Genomic DNA, 19,413 nt, shown 5'->3' with positions numbered 1-19,413 from the left:
GCGGAAAGCTGTATCCGGCGCCGAAAGCTAGGCCCGGACGATCCGCAGCAGCCGCCGCCGGTCCGTCAGGTCCACCCTGAGCGTCAGCTCGCCACGCCTGGCCAGTACGACGGCGACCACCGCCGCTGCGAGCGCCGGCACCCCGCCGGAGACGAGGATCGCCGTGCGGGGATCCAGGTGCTCTGCCAGCGCCCCCATCAGCGGTCCGCCGATCGCCTGCCCGCCGATGAGCACCATGATGTACAGGCTCATGACCCGGCCGCGGATCCCCATGTTGGCGCTGACCTGGACCAGCTGGTTGGCGGCGGTAAGGAACATCAGACACCAGAAACCGGCCAGCACCATGGCCGCCCCGAACAGGGCCATCGAGGGCGCCCCGGCCGCCAGGCAGAGCATCAGCCCGTACATTCCGGCGCCGAGCACCACCGAGCGCAGCCTGAGCTGCCGCCGCCGCGCGGAGGTAATGGCCCCGGCGAGCGCGCCGAGCGCCACCAGGGAGTTGAACAGTCCATAGCCGCCCGCCCCGGCGTCGTAGACGTGGTCGGCGAAGGCCGCCAGCAGCACCGGCAGGCTCATCGCGAACACCGCGACGAAGCCGGCCATCAGCCACGGCCAGTAGATTGTGGGTTTGGCCAGCGCGTACCGCAGCCCCTCCCTGAGCATGCCCTTGCGTTTGGCGGCTGGCGCCGTGAGGTGCAGTTCGTCCTTGCGCAGGATCAGGAGCATCGCCAGCGTGGAACAGCAGGCCAGCGCGTTGGCGGCGAATGCCCAGCCCGCCCCCACCGCGCTGAGCAGGATGCCCGCAACGGCTGGGCCGATCAGGCCGCCGAGCTGGAAGATCGTGGAATTCACGCTGATGGCATTGCGCAGGTAGGCCGGTCCCACGAGTTCATTCACAAAGACCTGCCGGGCCGGCTGGTCCAGCACCGTGACCAGGCCCAGCGTCAGGGCAAGCGCGTACACGTGCCAGACCTCGATCCGCTGCGAGAGGGCCAGGGCAGCAAGGCTTGCGGCCAGGACCGCGGCCACGCCTTGGCACAGCATCAGGATTTTCCGTTTGGCGAAGCGGTCCGCCATCATGCCGCCCCACGGGCCGAGAAGCAGCGAGGGCAGGAACTGCAGCGCCACCGTGACGCCCACGGCGGTGACGGAGCCGGAGAGCTGGAGCACCAGCCAGTCCTGGGCAATACGCTGCATCCACAGCGCCACCACAGCTACGAAGTGTCCGGCCGCGAAAATCCGGAAGTTGCGGACCCGCAGCGAAATGAAAGTGTGCCGCCACGGCAGCCGCTCACTGACGACGCCGATCGGTTCGGTGACGGGTTGCCGGCAGGACTGCCGGAGAGGCTCCTGCTGCGCTGCGGCGGCCTGGAGGGGCGGAGGGGGTGGCACGGCAAGTCCTCAGGGAAGGGAGTTTACGGGGGCTGCCTTAACGCTAAGCTGGCGCCAATCGATAATGGAAGGTTATTCTGCGCATAACTAGCATCACGAACTGCAATGTATTGGAGCCGGAGTGAATCGAGTGCGGGATCCGCTGACCGGGGGCGGGCATGTTTGAACCTGCCCAGCTCCGCTCTTTCCTGGCGGTGGCCGAGACGCTCAGCTTCACGCGGGCCGCGGAACGCCTCGGGCTGGCGCAGCCGACGGTCAGCCAGCACGTCAGGAAGCTTGAAGCCGCGGCCAGGCGCACCCTGGTCACCCGTGACACCCGCGATGTGCGTCTGACGGACAACGGCGACGCCATGGCCGGCTTCGCGCGCAGTATCCTCGCCGCCCACGATTCCGCCGCCCGCTATTTTTCTGGCTCCGCCATGCGCGGCCGGCTGCGCTTTGGCACAGCGGACGACCTTGCCATCACGGGACTCCCCCGGATCCTGCGCGAGTTCCGGCAGATCTACCCGCAGATCAACCTGGAGCTCACGGTGGGCCAAAGCGACCAGCTCTACAAGCGGCTCAACGCCGGCCAGCTGGACCTCGTTTTCGTCAAGTGGGTGGCCGGGGCCAAGGACGGCACCGTGGTGCAGCAGGATTCCTTTTCCTGGGTGGGCCTCGAGCAGACTGTGCTGGACCCGGGGGACCCGGTGCCGCTGATCGCCTACCCCGCGCCCAGCCTGAGCCGGAAACTGGCCATCGACGCCCTCGAAGCCAGCGGCCGGACCTGGCGCATCACCTGCACCACCCGTCAGATCAGCGGCGTGCTGGCCGCCGTCCGGGCCGGAATCGGCGTCGCCGTGATGCCGTCCTCGCTGGTCCCGGAGGACCTGAAAGTCATTACCCGGCGCTTCGACCTGCCCGCCGTGGGCGACGTCGACTTCACCCTGATCCGCAATCCGCTCGCCAACACCGAGGTGATTGAAGCCCTCACCCAGACCATCGTCGGCCGCGCCCTGAACCGCTCGGCCTGACCCCCGTACCCGTGTACCTACTCGGCCGGGCCCGGTACCTACCCGCAAAATACCCGACCGAACGGGGTCAGTACGCACCCATTGAACACACGTGGTACTTGCCCTATCCTGACCTTGTTGAAGGTCAAGCAGAGGCCCGCCACCACTATTCGACAAACGAACGCTCGTCCTTGTTGCTGCCCGGCGGCGACGGCACCCGGCGTTCGGGATAGGCCAGCAATGACGCCAGCCATAAACCGCCCCCGCCCAACGGTCAGGTCCGCCCGGCCCTTGAAGGCCGCCCGGCCGCTCGCGGGATCGCCCCGCCTCGAGGGCGTGCCGCACGCCGCCCTCGGCCGGCTTGATGCACACCCCGCCCCCGCCCGGACTGACGATGACTTCGTCGGCATCCCCTACTGCGAGCGCTGCGGGACGGACGAGTTCGTTTACCTGGAGACGTTCGTACCCGCCAAACACCGCCGGGATGGGACCGTGAGTCGGCTGGGCGAGGTCACCTACTTCTGCTCGGGATGCGAAGACTTCTCCGCGCACGCCGTTCCGGCGTCCTGGGCGCCGCCGGGCTGGTACCTCGGCTAAGAGCCGCGGCCCGCACCGCACTTGATCCAACGGCAATCGCCGCCGTGCCCGCTCTTTAGCGCGGACACGGCGGCGATGCTGTTTGCCCTGGAACTGCCGGAGACCGGCCCCGGGATCCCCGGGGCCGGCCCGGCGCCCGAAGCTGCTAGAGGCGCCCGAAGCAGCTAGATCAGGCCGTCCGAGAGGTGGTTGGCGGTGCCGAACCGGTGTGCCGTGATGCTGACGGCCTGCTCGTGCAGGAACGGCAGCAGCTCCACCCGCCCGGCCTCCGTGACCGGATGGGCGTAGACGGCCAGGTCGGGTCGGCCCCCGGTGGCCTCTGCCAGCGCCGTCGCGTCCCCGCCGATCAGGCGGATCCGCGTCACGGACAGCTTCGCGGCCCCGGCGAGCCGGGCTGCGGCCGCCAGCCAGTCGGCGTCGTCCTCCACGGTGACCGCGATCCCCAGGCCGGACAGCACTGCGCGCAGTTGCGCGGGCAGTTCGACCGCGCTGGACACCGTGAGCTGCGATCCCGCCTGGACGCCGGCGGCAACAACCCGGACCAGTTCGCCGAGCGGATTTCCGGCGGCGAGCCGCACCGTGACCGGCAGCGGGCGGTAGCGGAAGACGTTGCGTTCGGCGCTCAGCCCGGAGACGTCCTTGGCGGTGCCGAACTCCTCGGCCCATGCCCGGGCGTCGGAGGCCAGCGAGCGCTGCAGCGGGGCCAGTTCCTCTGCGGTCAGGAAACCCTTGGCCGCGTCCTCGATCCGGCGCACGCCGGAGTGCAGCGGCGCCGGGGCCTGCCCGGCTTCGGCGGCGGTGCTGGGCTTGCTGGCCCAGTCGCCGAGTCCCGCGAGGTAGTTGGGGCCGCCGGCCTTGGTCCCGGCACCCACGGCGGACTTCTTCCAGCCGCCGAAGGGCTGGCGCTGCACGATCGCGCCGGTGATGCCCCGGTTGACGTACAGGTTGCCGGCCTGGACGGTGTCCAGCCAGAGTGCCAGTTCATCCGAGTCGAGCGAGTGCAGGCCGGAGGTCAGGCCGTACTCGATCTGGTTCTGGATCGCGATGGCCTCCTCCAGGGTGGCGGCAGTCATCACGCCGAGGACCGGGCCGAAGAACTCGGTGAGGTGAAAGTAGGACCCGCGCCGGACGCCGTGGCGCACGCCGGGGCTCCAAAGCCTGCCGGATTCGTCCAGCTGCTTAGGTTCCACGGCCCAGGCCTCGCCCTCGCCGAGGGTGGTCAGCGCGTTGAGCAGCTTGCCGCCGGCCGGTTCGATGATCGGGCCCATCTGGCTGGCCGGGTCCTCCGGGTAGCCGACCTTAAGCGAGGTGACGGCGTCGATCAGCTGGTTGTGGAACCGCTTGGACGTTGCAACGGACCCCACCAGGATCACCAGCGAAGCCGCGGAGCACTTCTGGCCGGCGTGGCCGAAGGCGGAGTACGCCACGTCCTTCGCCGCCAGGTCCAGGTCGGCACTCGGGGTGACAATGATGGCGTTTTTGCCGCTGGTTTCGGCCAGCAGGGGCAGGTCCTTGCGGAAGGAACGGAACAGTTCGGCCGTCTCGTAGCCGCCGGTGAGGATGACGCGGTCCACGGCGGGGTGGGAGATCAGCTGCTGGCCGAGTTCCCGCTCGCCCAGCTGCACCATGGTGAGCACGTCGCGCGGTACCCCGGCTTCCCAGAGCGCCTCGATCATCACGGCGCCGCTGCGCCGTGCCTGCTTGGCGGGCTTGATCACGACGGCGGAGCCCGCGGCGAGGGCCGCGAGGGTGGAGCCGGCCGGGATGGCCACCGGGAAATTCCACGGCGGCGTCACCACGGTGAGCCTGGCCGGCACGAAGGTGGCGCCGTCGACGTCGTCGAGCTTGCGGGCCAATTCGGCGTAGTAGTGCGCGAAGTCGACAGCCTCGCTGACCTCGGGGTCCCCCTGGTCGATGGTCTTGCCGGTTTCGCTGGCCATCACCTCGAGGAGGTCGGCCCGGCGTGATTCGAGCACGTCGCCGGCGCGGTGCAGGATCGCGGCACGCTCGGCGCCGGAGAGCGCGCCCCACGCCTTGCCCTTCTCCACGGCGGTGTCGATGACGGCGTTGAGGGTGGCCTCGTCGTCGATGGTGGCGGCCTCGACCGCGGCGTTGCCCAAGGTGGACGTCGCCACCCGGCCCAGGATGGCGCGGCCCCAGTCGCGGTTGGCCGGCAGCGACGGGTCGGTGTCCGGGGTGTTCTCGAAGGAGTCGTGCGGCAACGGCGCGGCCGGGAGGGCGCGGTTCTGCCGGCGGTTCGGGGCCGGGACCTCGTCGTCGAGCTTGGCGAGGGAGGCGAGGAAACGCTGCTTCTCGCGCTCGAAGAGGGTTTCGTTGTCGCTGAGTTCGAAGACGGCGGACATGAAGTTGTCCTGGCTGGCGCCCTCTTCGAGCCGGCGGATCAGGTAGGCGATCGCGACGTCGAACTCGGCCGGGTGGACCACCGGAGTGTAGAGCAGGAGCGAGCCGACGTCCTGCTTGACGGCCTCGGCCTGGCCCTGCGCCATGCCCAGCAGCATCTCGAACTCGATGCCCTGCTGGGCGGTATCCGCGATGCCGCGCTGCTTGGCCAGCAGCCAGGCGAAGGCGATGTCGAAGAGGTTGTGGCCGGCGACGCCGATCCGGATGTTGCGGATCCGGTCGCGGTGCAGCGCGTAGTTGATGACGCGCTTGTAGTTGGTGTCCGAGTCCTGCTTGGTGCCCCAGGTGGCAAGAGGCCAGTCGTGCAGGGAGGCTTCGACCTGTTCCATCGGCAGGTTGGCGCCCTTGACCACGCGGACCTTGATCGCAGCGCCGCCGTCGGCGCGGCGGGCCGCGGCCCACTCCTGCAGGCGGATCATCGCGGCCAGGGCATCCGGGAGGTAGGCCTGCAGCACGATGCCGGCCTCAAGGTCCTTGAACTCCGGCTTGTCCAGGATCCGGGTGAAGACCGCAATGGTCATATCCAGGTCCTTGTACTCCTCCATGTCCAGGTTGATGAACTTGGCCTTCTGTCCGCCGGCGGCAAACGCGGCAGCGCGGGCGAAGAGCGGGGTGAGCTTTTCGACCACGTGCTCCACGGCCTCGTCGAAGGCCCAGGCGGAGTGTGGGGCCACGGTGGAGGAAACCTTGATCGAGACGTAGTCCACGTCGGGCCGGGCGAGCAGGGTGTGCGTGCCCTCGAGCCGGCGGGAGGCCTCGTGTTCGCCGAGCACGGCTTCGCCGAGGAGGTTGACGTTCAGCTTGATGCCGTCCTTGCGGATCTTTGCAATCGCGGGACCAAGCTTGGCATCAGTGGCGTCGACGATGAGGTGGCCGACCATTTCGCGCAGCACGCGGCGGGCAACCGGGATGACCACCTGCGGCAGTACCGGGGCCACGGCGCCGCCAACGCGGACGGCGCTGCGCATGTACCACGGCAGGAAGGCCGGGACCTTGGGGGCCAGGGCGGCGAGGTTGCGGGCGGCGACCCGGAGGTCCTCTGGGCGTACGACGCCGTCGACGAATCCGACGGTGAAGTCCAGGCCGTTAGGGTCCTTCAAAACACCGGCGAGCTGCGCGGCGGACGCGTCAACGGGGACCTGGGCTGCCGCGGTGAGCCAGCGGCGGACCAGCGCGATGGTCTCCTCGGCGAGGGCTGCAGCCTCAAGCACGGGCGAGCCTTCCGAAACGGCGGCGTGCGTGGCTTCCTTGCCCGCGTACGCGCCGGTGTTCAGGCCGGATTCCGTTGAGGTGTTGGTCATGGTGGCACTCGTTCTTTCTCAATATATGGACCGTTCTTGAATCAGTATGCGACTGGATTTTCATAAGATAAAGCGATGTTTTCTGAGCAATACTGGTTAGGAAAATCGCATCTTTCGGCGAGCCTCCCGCACTTCCGGCCCCTACCGGTGCGACCCTCCCTCAGCCCCTGCCGCAAAACGGCGAACCCTCCCCCACGAGGTGAGGGAGGGTTCGCCGAAATAGGGCCGGACCTGAGGGAGGGTTCGCCGAAATAGGGCCGGACCTGAGGGAGCGTCCGGAGAATGGCTGCTAAAAGTGAGGGAGCGTGGGGAGTTAGCCGACGTGGCGGTGCAGTTCCACGGCCTCTTCGTGCCGCGGGCTGTCCGGGTTCATCAACGAGTGCTTGCGGCCGTAACCGAAGTAGATGACCAGCCCCACCACCAGCCAGACGCCGAAACGGACCCACGTCTCCCAGTGCAGCTGGAACATGAGGAACGCCGAGGCGAGCATGCCGAAAAGTGGAACCACCGGCATGAAGGGCAGCCGGAAGGTGCGCGGCGCGTCGGGCTTCTTGTAGCGGAAGATGATCACGGAGAGGCAAACGACGACGAACGCGGCCAGGATACCGATGTTCGTCAGGTCCGCGACGGCCTTGATCGGAAAGACTCCGGCCAGCACCGCCGAGGCCACGCCCGCGATCCAGGTGACGCGCTGCGGGGTGCCGTGGCGGTCGGTCTTGGCGAACCAGCCCGGCAGCAATCCGTCGCGGCTCATCGAGAACCAGACCCGGGTGACACCCAGCAGGAAGGTCAGCATGACCGTCAGGATGGACAGCACGGCGAAGACGGAGATGATCGTGGCGATCACCGGCAGGCCCACCCCGTTGAAGGCGGAGGCGAAGCCGGCCTTGGGATCGATGTCCTGGTAGTTCTGCATGCCGGTCAGCACCAGGGTCGCTGCTACGTACAGGAGCATGGCCACAATCAGGGACAGGATGATCGCCTTCGGCATGTGCTTCTTGCCGTCCGTGGCTTCCTCCGCCGCGGTACTCATCGCGTCATAGCCGAACACGGCAAAGAACACGGTCGCGGAACCGGCCAGCACCGGGCCGAAGCCGCTGGGCATAAACGGGTTGTAGTTATTGGTGTTGATGTAGAAGATGCCCAGCCCGATGATGAACAGGATCAGGACGACCTTGATGGCGACGGCCACGAGCTCGAAGCGCCCGAACGTCTTGGTGCCGCGGGAGAGGATCCAGGTCACGAGCAGGCAGACGGCAATGGCGGGGATGTTGACGACACCACCCTTGCCTTCATCGAACGTCGACGTCATCCAGACGGGCATGTGGATGCCGATGCCGGAGAGGAACGCGTCGAAGTACCCGGAAATGCCGATGGCCACCACGGCGACAATGGCAATGTATTCCAGCAGCAGGTCCCAGCCGATGAACCAGCCAATCACCTCCCCCAGCGCCACGTACCCGTAGGTGTAGGCCGAACCGGCCCGGGGAATCATGCCCGCGAACTCTGCGTAGGACAGGGCCGCGGCCGCGGAAGCAAGGCCGGCGATCAGGAACGAGAACAGCACGGCGGGGCCGACGCCGGGTTCGCTCTCGCTTCCGTGGGCCACCAGCCCGGCCAGCGAGAAGATGCCGACGCCGATAATGCCGCCGACGCCGATGGCCGTCAGCTGCCACAGCCCCAGGCTCTTAAAGAGGCCGCTGTGCTTGTTTTCTTCCTCAATGTCATCGATGGGCTTGCGCCGCATGATCGACTTGGTTAAATCTTTGGTGCTCATCAGGGTCTCCTGGTCAGAAGTGGCGCCCATCAATCCACCCTGTGATGGGGGTAACTCGGTGACAACAGTATGCAAGCCGGATTGCATTAGATAAAGTGAATTCTCCTAATCAATAACCATTAGAATTCACAAAGGAATAGCGATGCTCGACGTCCGGCGGCTGCGTCTGTTGCGCGAACTCAAAATCCGGGGCACGCTCGCCGAGGTCGCCGAGGCACTGCAGTACAGCCCCTCCTCCGTCTCCCAGCAGCTGGCGCTGCTGGAAAAGGAAGCCGGCGTGCCACTGCTGCGGAAGACGGGCCGCCGGGTGCAGCTCACTCCGCAGGCCGAGGTGCTGGTGGCCCATACCGCCCAGCTATTGGAGACCCTGGAGCAGGCGGAGGCCGACCTCGCGGCCTCAATGACCACCGTGACCGGGACGGTGCGGATCGCCGTTTTCCAGTCCGCCGCACTGGCCCTGATGCCCGACGCCCTGACCCGGATGTCCTCCAGCTACCCGGAGGTCCGGATCGAGATGATCCAGCGGGAGCCTGAAACGGCCCTCCATGAGACCTGGGCCCGTGATTTCGACCTGGTCATCGCGGAACAGTATCCGGGCCATGCGGCACCCCGCTACGCCGAGCTGGACCGGCTCCGCCTGACCGGCGATGCGATCCGGCTGGCGGTCCCGCCCGCGTCCCCGGACCGTCCCGCCGTCACTTCCCTCGCCGACACCGCAGGGCTGGCCTGGGTGATGGAGCCCCGGGGTGCGGCATCCCGGCACTGGGCCGAACAGGCCTGCCGCAGTGCCGGCTTCGAGCCGGATGTGCGCTTTGAGACCGCCGATCTGCAGGCGCAGATCCGGCTGATCGAATCGGGCAACGCGGTAGCGCTGATGCCGGACTTGGTCTGGACCGGCCGGGGCACCACGGCGCAGCTGATTGACCTCCCGGGCAACCCCCACCGCACCGTCTTCACGTCCGTGCGCCGTTCCAGCGCGAAACGCCCGGCGATCGTCGCGGCCCGCGAAATCCTCGCCGAGACCGCCGCGTCCATCGCTCCCGCCGCCTGAAGTCCGTCGCCGGTGTTTCCTGGCTCACAGCGCGGCTCCGCTGCCGGCGCTAGACTGAATAAATTATGAATCGCACAATGTTCAAGTCCAAAATCCACCGCGCCACGGTCACCCACGCGGACCTCCACTATGTCGGCTCGGTCACCGTGGACCTGGACCTGCTCGAGGCCGCCGACATCCTGCCCGGTGAACTCGTCGCGATCGTCGACGTCACCAACGGGGCCCGGCTCGAGACGTACACCATCGCCGGCGAGCGCGGCTCCGGCGTCATTGGCATCAACGGCGCTGCCGCGCACCTGATGCACGAAAACGACATCGTCATCCTGATTACCTACGCCCAGATGACCACGGAAGAGGCCCAGTCCTACACCCCCAAGGTGGTCCATGTGGACAAGGACAACAAGGTGGTCCAGATCGGGAGCGACCCCGCAGAGGGCCACACCGCCGGACTGCTCCGGCCGCCGCACGCGCTGAACAACGCCACCCTGAACTGACACCTGCGCCCCCGGGGCGCCCCCGGCATGCCTGAGCAATCATGTCGTCCCGCTGCCAGCCCTGACGGGGTAGCGGAAAAATCTGATTATTGTGGGACGGTGTCCGTCATCCTTCCCCCGCCCGCGCTGCCCCGGACAGCCGCGTGCTAGGCGTCCTGGCCGGTTTTTTCGTTGTCTGGTGCATCATCCTGGTCGGCATGTTCGTTGGCCGGCGAAACATCCTGGGCGACAACGCCCGCTCCGTCCTCAGCGCGCTGACGTTCTTCGTGGCCAGCCCGGCCCTGCTGTTCGAGACGCTCAGCAAAGCCAGGCTCGGTGACGTCTTTGCCGCGCCGTTGCTGGTGACCGCAGTGGGTGCCATCGCCACCGCTGCCCTCTACTTCGGTGTGGTGCGTCTGCTGCTCAAGCGCCCGCTGCCGGAAGCCCTGGTGTCCGCCATGAGCGCGTCGCTGGCCAACTCCGCCAACCTCGGCATTCCGATCGCCGTGTTTGTGCTGGGCGACGCCAGCTATGTGGCACCCCTGCTGATCTTCCAGCTGGCCTTCTTTACCCCCTTGTTCCTCATGGTCCTGGACGCCACCACCAGCGCCCACCGGACAACGCCGCTCAGTTTTGTCCTGATGATCCTCCGGAACCCGATGATTGTGGGCTCCGGGCTGGGCCTGCTGGTGGCCGGGACGGGCTGGCAGATTCCTGAATTGGTACTGCAGCCCATCCACCTGATCGGCGGCGCCGCGATACCGGCCATGCTGCTGTCCTTCGGCATGAGCCTGAACGGGTCGCGCCCGCTGCACGCCTCGGCCCGGCGCCGGACCGACACCCTGCTGGCCTGCGCTTTCAAGCTCATCGTCCACCCGGCGCTGGCGTACCTCTTTGCCCGGTTCGCGCTCGGCCTGCAGGACCAGGCTCTTTTCGCCGTGGTCGTCACGTCCGCGTTGCCCACCGCGCAGAACGTCTTTGTGGTGGCCAACCGCTACCGCACCGGGCTCGTTGTCGCCAAGGACACCGTGTTGATCACCACGGTGGTGGCCGTCCCCGCCATGATCGGGGTGGCGCTGCTCCTCGCCTGAGGCCGGGTCCCGCCGGAGAACGGCCCGACGCCGGCGGCCGGCGGGTTCGGCCGCCGCTCAGCCCGGGGCTGTTGCCACGGAGATGCTGTAGGGCGGCAGCGTGATGGTGGCATGCCTGTCCGTGCCGATGGTGGTGCTCACCGGCGGGTCATTGGGGTCCGGGTGTCCCCCGTTGCCCCGGCCGTGGGACGGGTTCCACTTGTACTGCTCAGCGGAATACTGGTCCAGCTCAAGCTTGCCCTCAACCGGCTGGGATTCACCGCCGCCGTCCTGCATCAGCCGGACCGTGATGGCCCGCTTGGGGTCCTTGTTGAACAGGATCACGCTGAGCTTGCCGTCGGGCCGGCGGAGCGTATAGGCGGTGACCAGTTCCTGGCCCTTGGCGTTGCGCACATCGCTGGTGGTCTTGTACATCGTGTGGCTGCCCGTGCCGGCCTCCAGCCAGGTGTGGTTCACCAGCCTGGCTGCCTGGTAGCCGGCCACGGGCCGGATTTTCCATTCGTCGTAGAACTGGAAAATCATGAGGTTGCCCCGGGTGTCGCATTTTTCGCCCACCTCGTCCTGGAAGACCCAGTTCGGCTCTATTCCGTAGAAATAGCTGCTCTCTCCGCCCATCGCCAGGAACATGGCGGCCGTTTCCGCGTTGACCATGGCGCCGGGCAACTCCAGCTCTACCTGCCCAACAAACGAGGAATAGCCATACTCGGTGATGACTTTGGGCACCTCGGCCGGCAGGCCGGCATCCGCCTGGCGTTTGAGGAGCTGCCTCAGCAGCTCCGGGTTCTGGGGCAGGGTCCCGGCGGGATTGGCGCAGACGTCGTCGAAGGGGTACCACTCGAAGGAAAAGAAATCGAAGTCCGCCATCGCCCCGCGGTGCCGCAGGTAGGAGACAAAGCGGCCGGTCCAGGACCGGACCCCCTTGTCGTCCGGCCAGTGCACCCAGTCCGGCAGCGTGGTCTGGTAACCCGGGCCGCCGAACTCCAGCGACGGGTTCACGGCCTTCATGGCGGCGGCCATCTGGACGTACAGCGCCCCGTAATGCTCCGGTTGGGCGAGCTGACCGTCAGGTTCCTCGCCGATCTCAATCCGTTGAACGGGGTAGCCGCGTTTGCCGAGGTAACGGGCCAGCGCGGCGGCGTCCTCGGGCGTTCCGTACAGGGCGGGAACCGGGACCATCATGGGCTCGCCTTTGGTAATCCCGCTGGCGAAAAGCCGCTCAAAGCTGGCGTGCTCATAGTCTTTGTCGATGTCATCCTTGCTGTGCCACGGGTCCGTCGACGAGGTCCACATGACCGTCTGCCGATGCGACTTCCGGTGCCGGACGTGGTCGACGAACGCACCCGCCTGCTGCTGCCCGATGTAGAGTTCGCGAACGGCGACCCCGAGCCGGTCGCGGATGTCGCGGGACCCGGCAGGGGCGGTGTCCGAGTCCGCCGTGAAAAGGATGCGCACGTACTGGGCGCTGACCGGCTTGGACGCGATCCGCACCGTCTGGGACCCCCCGGTCCCCCGCTGCGCGGCCTGCGGGAAATCCCGCCAATTGCCGTTGTCCACGGGGAAGCGTGCATCCCGGCCGACCCAGTACTGCACCTTGAAGCTGGTGGCATACGGCGTACCCCAGTCGAGGCGGACGGTGTCCATCGGCAAAGCCTGCGGGAATTCGACCATGATCCACTGCGGATGGAGGCTGTCGGGTTCACCGGTGAAGTGGGAATCCAAATAGGGGTTGGACTTCCAGAATGTCTCGACGTCACCGTCGTTGAGACGGGAGTGGCCGCTGTTCTTTCCTTGATCGATAGTGTTGCCGCGCCGGGGAAGGCGGTAGCCGTATGAGACCCCGTAGTCCTCCACAGGTTCGGAGGAGGACGTCCAGTACCCCTGTTGCTTGTCCGGCTGGCTCCAGGTCCCCCGCGGGTTCCAATGCCACGCCTTGACGCCCAATTCGGTGCGCAGGCGGTAACTCACCGGCCCGAACCCGGCCGACTTCATGGCTTCCACATTCCGGGCCGACCAGACCCGGTCGATTTCGTTTTCTTCGAGGCCGTCGACGCCGACCCCCATGGCACGGTGGCCGTCAAACTTGTTCACCGGGTTGTCCGTCTCGATGCTGATGATGCCGTCAGCGTGCGGAAGCGGCCCCGGCGGCGCACCGCGCAACGCGACGGTCGAACCGAGCCAGATGCCCACTGCCGCGAGGCCCGCGACGGACATCAGGACGACGCGCCGGGAGGGTCGAAGGGCCGGTCTTTTCCGCTCAGTATGAGGTGTCATGGAGATCCTCGGGTCCGCAGTTGTCCGAACAGGGCATGGGAACTAAACCGGGCGGCTCTGAGCCAGCCACCCGCAACGGCAACGCCGTCGAGACGATCAAGTCCCAGTGTGCCGGGCCTTGCCGTAAATTTCTACGGCCCGGAGGCCCCCAATGTGCTCCGCGGATGGGCCGCCCCGGCGCTGCCCGGCCGCGCAGGGGCGGCCCGGTGCCGGCCCAACGGCGTGGCAGGACGGCCCGGGCAGCGGCCGGCCCTAAGCTGGGAAAGGCCAAAAAGGGTCCGGAAACCAGGCAGGCAGCGGGGGGAAGAATTGCGCAAGAAGGGCTCGCTCGGCGGCGCCGTCGACTGGATTGCCTGCGGTGTTGCCGGACTGCTGCTGGCGGCTTCGACCTCTTGCGCCGTCCCGGCAGGCAGCGGAATGGCGACGTCCCCCACGGGCCCCGCCGGCGCGGCCACCGCACCCCCCACTGCCGCATCCAACGCGGCGGCCGCCAAAGCTGCGACTGCCCCCGCCCAAACTACGGCGCCGGCGCACCGGCAACCGGCCTTCGCGGGCAAGGCCCTCGACGTGCTGTCGACGCTCCCGGTCAAGGGCAGGGCACCCAAGACCGGTTACTCCCGTGACCAGTTCGGCCAGGCCTGGGCCGACGTCGACCGCAACGGCTGCGACACCCGCAACGACGTGCTCCGGCGCGACGTGACGGCGGAAGCGCTCAAACCCGGGACCCGGGGCTGCGTGGTGCTCTCCGGCGTTCTGAAGGACCCCTACACCGGGAAGCTCATCGCCTTCCTTCGCGGCGCGAGCACCAGCAGCGCCGTCCAGATTGACCATGTCGTGGCGCTCAGTGACGCCTGGCAGAAGGGCGCGCAGCGGCTGAGCCCGGCCCGGCGGCTCGCCTTCGCCAACGATCCGCTCAATCTTCTGGCGGTGGACGGCCCGGCGAACCTGCGAAAGAGCGACGGCGATGCCGCCACCTGGCTGCCGCCGAACAAGGCCTACCGCTGCGACTACGTGGCACGCCAGATCTCGGTCAAGGCCAGCTACGCACTCTGGGTCACCGCGGCCGAGCATGACGCCATGGCACGGATCCTGGGCGACTGCCCGGCTGCCGTGGTCCCCGCCAGCCAGCAACCGGCCGCCCCGGCGCCGGCACCGGCGGCTCCGCCTGCGCCGAAAGCCCCGGCCACGCTCCCGGCACGGCCGGCGCCTGCGCCTGCCGCGGTGCACTACGCAAACTGCACCGCGGTGCGGGCTGCCGGCGCCGCCCCCATCCGGCAGGGGCAGCCCGGTTTCAGCAGCAAATTCGACGGCGACGGCGACGGGGTCGGCTGCGAGTAGCCGCCCTCCGGTTCAGACGCGGGCGAGCCCGGCGACCTCCGCGAGGAGCTCCACCGAACGCAGCCTGTCCTCGACGCCGGCGCTCTGGTGCGCGACGATCAGCTCGTCGGCGTCGGCGTGTGCGGTGAATTCCGCCAGGTAGTCCAGCACGGCGGCCGGGGTGCCCACGGCGGAGTACTTCATCATCTGCGCCATGTGCTGGCCCTGCGGCGAGTCCAGGATCATGTCCGCCTCGTCGTCGCTGAAGACGCGGCCGTTGCCGAAGAACAGCGACACCCGGGCGCGCTTGGTGGCCTGGAACATCTCCTGGGCGTCGGCGGCGGAATCCGCGGCGATCACGTTGACGCCGGCGATCACGTGCGGGGCGTCCAGCTGCTCGGAGGGCCGGAATTCGCGGCGGTAGAGGGCCACCGCGTCCTGCAGGGCGTTGGGCGCGAAGTGCGAGGCGAACGCGTAGGGCAGGCCCAGCTGGGCGGCCAGCTTCGCCCCGAACAGCGAGGAACCCAGGATGTAGAGCGGGATATTGGTGCCCTTGCCTGGGGTTGCCTCCACGCCGGGAATGCGGGTGGGGCCGGTCAGGTAGCCCTGCAGTTCCAGGACATCCTGCGGGAAGCTGTCCGCGCTCATCGGATCCCGGCGCAGGGCCCGCATGGTGTTCTGGTCGCTGCCGGGGGCGCGGCCCAGGCCCAGGTCGATCCGCCCCGGGTGCAGGGTCTCAAGCGTGCCAAACTGCTCGGCGATGGTCAGCGGCGCGTGGTTGGGCAGCATCACGCCGCCGGCCCCGAGCCGGATGCTCTTGGTGTGGGCCGCGACATGGGCGATCAGAACACTTGTGGCGGAGGACGCGATGGACGACATGTTGTGGTGCTCGGCGTACCAGATGCGGCGGTAGCCCAGCTCCTCGGCGCGTTGCGCCATGGCCACGCTTCCGGCGAAGCTTTCTGCCGCCGTCTGGCCCTTGCCGATGATTGCGAGGTCAAGGATGGAAAGCGGAACAGTCACGGAAAAGCCGGCCTTTCGTAGCGGAGCATGGTGTCTGGAAAATTCGTTTGCCGCGCCGGACTCCGGCCGGCGCACACTGGTGCCAACGGCGCCGGGGCCCGGCTTATTTCTGCGCGGCCGGAATCACCGGCAAGACTGCCCGGCAGGAATACTCAGCACCCTTAGTGGGTTGCCGCCCTTATGAGCCACGACAACTCGCAGCATCCGGAATCATCCGCAACGATCGATTTGAAGGACCTGGGAACAGTCCACCGGCTGGGCTTCGGCGCCATGCGCATCGTCGGCGACGGCGTCTGGGGCGAACCGGCCGACCGGGACGCGGCCATCGCCGTCGTCCGGCGGGCCGTCGAACTGGGCGTCGACTTCATCGACACCGCAGACTCGTACGGACCCAACATCAGCGAGGAGATCCTCGCCGAGGCCCTGTATCCCTACAAGGACGGCCTGAAGATCGCCACCAAGGTCGGCTTCACCCGCACCGGCCCCGATGAATGGGTGCCGGTGGGCCGCGCCGAATACCTGCGCCAGCAGACGGAGTTGAGCCTGCGCAAGCTCAAGGTCGAGGCCCTGGACCTGCTGCAGCTGCACCGGATTGACCCCAAGGTCGACCCGGAAGAGCAGTTCAGCGTGCTCCGCGACCTGCAGAAGGAGGGCAAGGTCAAGGCCCTTGGCCTGTCCCAGGTCAGCGTGGCGGAGCTTGAGCAGGCCGGCCGGTACTTCACCGTCTCCACGGTGCAGAACCGCTACAACCTGACGGACCGCAGCTCCGAAGATGTCCTTAACTACGCTGAAGAGCACGGCATCGGCTTCATCCCGTGGGCCCCCATCTCTGCCGGCGAATTTGCCCGCCCGGGCGGCCCGCTGGACGAGGCAGCCAAGCGGCTGGGCGCCACCACCTCCCAGGTGGCTCTCGCCTGGCTGCTGCGCCGCTCCCCCGTGATGATGCCGATCCCGGGCACCGGTTCGGTCAAGCACCTCGAAGAGAACCTGGCCGCCGCCGGCGTCGTCCTCGATGACGCCACCTTTGCCGGGCTCGAAGCCGCACGCTAGCAAACCAACCATCCCCACCCCATGGCCGGCCCTGTGGCCGGCAGAACAGGAGCAAGAACATGGCTAACATCCTGATGGTCGTATCCGCCGCCGATTCCCTCACCATGCGCGACGGCAGCAAGCACCCCACCGGCTACTGGGCCGAGGAACTCGTGGTCTCGCACCAGACCCTGCAGGGCGCCGGACACAGCGTCAGCATCGCCACCCCGGGCGGCGCCAAGCCCACGGTGGACGAGGTCAGCCTGGCGGCAGAGTCCGCCGGCGGCGAGGACCGCGCCGACGGCTTCCGCAAGTACCTGGCCGACATCGACGCCGAGCTGTCCGCCCCGCTGGTGCTGGCCGACGTCGACCTTTCCGGGTACGACGCCATCGTGATGCCCGGCGGCCACGGCCCCATGGCCGACCTGTTCGAGGACGCGGACCTCGGCCGGCTGCTGGTCGAGGCCAACACGGCAGGCAAGGTCATCGCCCCCTTCTGCCACGGTCCCGCCGGCCTGCTGAGCGCCGTCGACGACGCCGGAACCTTCGCCTTCGCGGGGCGCCGCCTCACCGTGTTCACCAACGAGGAGGAGCTCGGCGGCGGCACCGGCGAGAACACGCCGTGGTTCGTTGAGGACGTGCTCAAGGAGAAGGGCTCGGTCATTGAAAACGGGGCCGCCTGGAGCTCCAACGTGGTCCGCGACGGCAACCTCATCACCGGCCAGAACCCGCAGTCCAGCGAGGACGTGGCGAAGGAAGTGCTCAAGGCCCTCGCCGAATAGCGGCGCCCGCCAGGCCTACAAATGAACCGCAAATAAACACTGGCCGATGCCGGGTCCGCGCTGGCGGACCCGGCTAAGCTAGCGGCATGGCCATCAAATCCACTGCAGATAAAGTCGCCACCATCCAGAAGGGCTACACCCTGGAGGGACCCACGATCGAGCTGGGGGCCGCGATCGTCGACGGCGAACTCCGCAAGGACGCGCCCGTCCGGCTGCCGCTGGCGATGATGAACCGGCATGGCCTGGTGGCCGGCGCCACCGGTACCGGCAAGACCGTGACCCTGCACATGATGGCCGAGCAGCTCTCCACCGCCGGTGTCCCGGTCTTCCTCGCGGACATCAAGGGCGACCTTTCCGGCCTCGCCACGGCCGCCGCCGGCTCGGACAAACTCAAGGCCCGCACCGACAGCATCGGCCAGGCCTGGTCCGGGAAGACGTTCCCGGTGGAGTTCCTGGCCCTCGGCGGCGACGGGGCCGGCATCCCGGTGCGGTCCACAATCACCTCCTTTGGCCCCATCCTGCTGTCGCGGGTGATGGAGCTCAACGAGACCCAGGAGTCCAGCCTGCAGCTGGTCTTCCACTTTGCGGACAAGAACAACCTTGAACTGATCGACCTGAAAGACCTCCGCGCGGTCATCCAGTTCCTCACCTCGGCGGAGGGCAAGGACGAGCTGGAGAACCTTGGCGGCCTATCAAAGTCGACCGCCGGCGTCATCCTCCGCGAACTCATCACGCTTGAGGCGCAGGGCATGGAGAAGTTCTTTGGCGAGCCGGAGTTCGACACCGCTGAACTGCTGCGGACCGCCCCCGACGGCCGCGGCGTCGTAACCTGCCTGGAGCTGCCTACCCTGCAGACCAAGCCCATGTTGTTCTCCACCTTCCTGATGTGGCTGCTCGCCGACCTGTTCGAGGACCTTCCGGAAGCCGGCGATCTGGACAAACCGAAGCTCGTGTTCTTCCTCGACGAGGCGCACCTGCTGTTCAACGGCGCCTCCAAGGCCTTCCTCGACGCGATCACCACCACGGTCCGGCTGATTCGCTCCAAGGGCGTGGGGATCTTCTTCGTGACGCAGACGCCCAAGGATGTCCCGGCGGATGTCCTGGGCCAGTTGGCCAACAGGGTCCAGCACGCCCTGCGGGCTTTTACCCCCGAGGACGCCAAAGCGCTCAAGGCGACGGTGTCGACCTTTCCGGTCAGCGACTACGACCTCGAAGAGACGCTCACCTCGGCCGGAATCGGCGAGGCCGTCATCACAGTTATGAATGAGAAGGGCGCTCCCACCCCGGTGGCCCTGACCCGGCTGCGGGCGCCGGAGTCCGTGATGGGCCCCAGCGACGATGCGCTGATTTCCAGCACCGTGGCCGGCTCCGCCCTGCTCGCCAAGTACGGCACGGCCGTGGACAACGTCTCCGCCTACGAAAAGCTCGCGGGCCGGGCGGCAGCACCGACCGGCCCCGCGGCGGGCGGCTCCCCCACCGGTCCGGAACCCGGAACCGGACTGGACCCCGACGCCGTCGATGCGGACGCCCGCCGGATCGAGGAAGAGATCCTGGGCCGCCCCAGCAGCCGGTCGGCGCCGATGCCCGAACCGGACCGTGCCCCGCAGCGTCGAGCCCCGCAGCCGCAAGAAGACGGCGGCGGCATGGCCGGAGACCTCGCCGGCGCGCTGGGCGGGGCGCTGGGCGGCGGGCTCAAGAGCATGGCCCGTTCGCTGGGTACCCAGATTGGCCGGGAGCTGCTCCGCGGCGTCTTCGGTACCTCTTCCCGGCGGCGCAGACGCTAGCCGCACCGCCGCCCCGCACACCCGCCCGGCCGTCCGCCGTCCGCCGTCCGCCGGTAATGGTGCACGTCACAGCAGGCGCCCCGGAGACCGGTAATCAACGGGCGTGCAGGTA

At 67.8% G+C, this 19,413-nt stretch carries 14 protein-coding genes; 9 read left to right on the top strand and 5 right to left on the bottom strand.

Going from position 1 to position 19,413, the window contains the following annotated elements:
* Window positions 1-27: 27 nt before the first annotated feature.
* A complete protein-coding gene (locus ABIN76_RS08860) occupies window positions 28-1,308 on the bottom strand; it encodes an MFS transporter (protein WP_346959431.1) in 1,281 nt (426 codons plus the stop codon).
* Between the two features lie 242 nt (window positions 1,309-1,550).
* Here ABIN76_RS08860 and ABIN76_RS08855 point away from each other — a divergent pair, with 242 nt between their 5' ends.
* On the top strand, window positions 1,551-2,405 hold the full coding sequence (locus ABIN76_RS08855) for a LysR substrate-binding domain-containing protein (protein WP_346959344.1): 855 nt from the start codon (window positions 1,551-1,553) through the stop codon (window positions 2,403-2,405).
* A 219-nt stretch (window positions 2,406-2,624) separates the two neighbouring features.
* Window positions 2,625-2,981 (top strand): hypothetical protein, encoded by a 357-nt coding sequence (locus tag ABIN76_RS08850; protein WP_346959343.1) that lies wholly within the window; start codon window positions 2,625-2,627, stop codon window positions 2,979-2,981.
* A 164-nt stretch (window positions 2,982-3,145) separates the two neighbouring features.
* Here the strand turns inward: ABIN76_RS08850 and ABIN76_RS08845 are convergent, their stop codons facing one another.
* Both ABIN76_RS08845 and ABIN76_RS08840 read right to left on the bottom strand, forming a co-directional pair.
* A complete protein-coding gene (locus ABIN76_RS08845; protein WP_346959342.1) occupies window positions 3,146-6,703 on the bottom strand; it encodes a bifunctional proline dehydrogenase/L-glutamate gamma-semialdehyde dehydrogenase in 3,558 nt (1,185 codons plus the stop codon).
* 313 nt (window positions 6,704-7,016) lie between these two features.
* The gene (locus tag ABIN76_RS08840; protein ID WP_346959430.1) at window positions 7,017-8,480 is read right to left on the bottom strand and encodes an amino acid permease; all 1,464 of its coding nucleotides are present in this window, start codon (window positions 8,478-8,480) and stop codon (window positions 7,017-7,019) included.
* A gap of 142 nt (window positions 8,481-8,622) precedes the next feature.
* Between ABIN76_RS08840 and ABIN76_RS08835 the strand changes: the two genes are divergently transcribed.
* The 3 genes from ABIN76_RS08835 (at window position 8,623) to ABIN76_RS08825 (ending at window position 11,095) form a co-directional block, all read left to right on the top strand.
* Window positions 8,623-9,531 (top strand): LysR substrate-binding domain-containing protein, encoded by a 909-nt coding sequence (locus ABIN76_RS08835; protein ID WP_346959341.1) that lies wholly within the window; start codon window positions 8,623-8,625, stop codon window positions 9,529-9,531.
* 65 nt (window positions 9,532-9,596) lie between these two features.
* A complete protein-coding gene (gene panD, locus ABIN76_RS08830) occupies window positions 9,597-10,025 on the top strand; it encodes an aspartate 1-decarboxylase (protein ID WP_346959340.1) in 429 nt (142 codons plus the stop codon).
* Window positions 10,026-10,168: 143 nt separating this feature from the next.
* Window positions 10,169-11,095, top strand: a complete 927-nt coding sequence (locus ABIN76_RS08825) for an AEC family transporter (RefSeq protein ID WP_346959339.1) — start codon at window positions 10,169-10,171, stop codon at window positions 11,093-11,095.
* A gap of 57 nt (window positions 11,096-11,152) precedes the next feature.
* On the opposite strand, the gene ABIN76_RS08820 is transcribed toward ABIN76_RS08825, so the two are convergent.
* A complete protein-coding gene (locus ABIN76_RS08820; protein ID WP_346959338.1) occupies window positions 11,153-13,366 on the bottom strand; it encodes a discoidin domain-containing protein in 2,214 nt (737 codons plus the stop codon).
* 309 nt (window positions 13,367-13,675) lie between these two features.
* On the opposite strand from ABIN76_RS08820, the gene ABIN76_RS08815 reads away from it, so the two are divergent.
* Complete coding sequence (locus ABIN76_RS08815; RefSeq protein ID WP_346959337.1) at window positions 13,676-14,704, top strand: DUF1524 domain-containing protein; 1,029 nt, start codon at window positions 13,676-13,678, stop codon at window positions 14,702-14,704.
* Window positions 14,705-14,716: 12 nt separating this feature from the next.
* Here ABIN76_RS08815 and ABIN76_RS08810 read toward each other — a convergent pair whose 3' ends face one another.
* Entirely contained in the window at window positions 14,717-15,706 is a 990-nt protein-coding gene (locus ABIN76_RS08810) for an LLM class flavin-dependent oxidoreductase (protein WP_346959336.1), read from the bottom strand.
* 180 nt (window positions 15,707-15,886) lie between these two features.
* Between ABIN76_RS08810 and ABIN76_RS08805 the strand changes: the two genes are divergently transcribed.
* The 3 genes from ABIN76_RS08805 to ABIN76_RS08795 all read left to right on the top strand — a co-directional run bounded on the left by ABIN76_RS08805 (window position 15,887) and on the right by ABIN76_RS08795 (window position 19,301).
* Entirely contained in the window at window positions 15,887-16,756 is an 870-nt protein-coding gene (locus ABIN76_RS08805) for an aldo/keto reductase (protein ID WP_346959335.1), read from the top strand.
* A gap of 59 nt (window positions 16,757-16,815) precedes the next feature.
* A complete protein-coding gene (locus ABIN76_RS08800; protein ID WP_346959334.1) occupies window positions 16,816-17,517 on the top strand; it encodes a type 1 glutamine amidotransferase domain-containing protein in 702 nt (233 codons plus the stop codon).
* An 86-nt stretch (window positions 17,518-17,603) separates the two neighbouring features.
* Complete coding sequence (locus tag ABIN76_RS08795) at window positions 17,604-19,301, top strand: helicase HerA-like domain-containing protein (RefSeq protein WP_346959333.1); 1,698 nt, start codon at window positions 17,604-17,606, stop codon at window positions 19,299-19,301.
* Window positions 19,302-19,413 lie beyond the last annotated feature (112 nt).

It is taken from the genome of uncultured Arthrobacter sp. (genome assembly GCF_964021775.1).
Lineage (GTDB): Bacteria > Actinomycetota > Actinomycetes > Actinomycetales > Micrococcaceae > Arthrobacter.
This window is presented reverse-complemented; position numbering and strand designations above follow the sequence as displayed.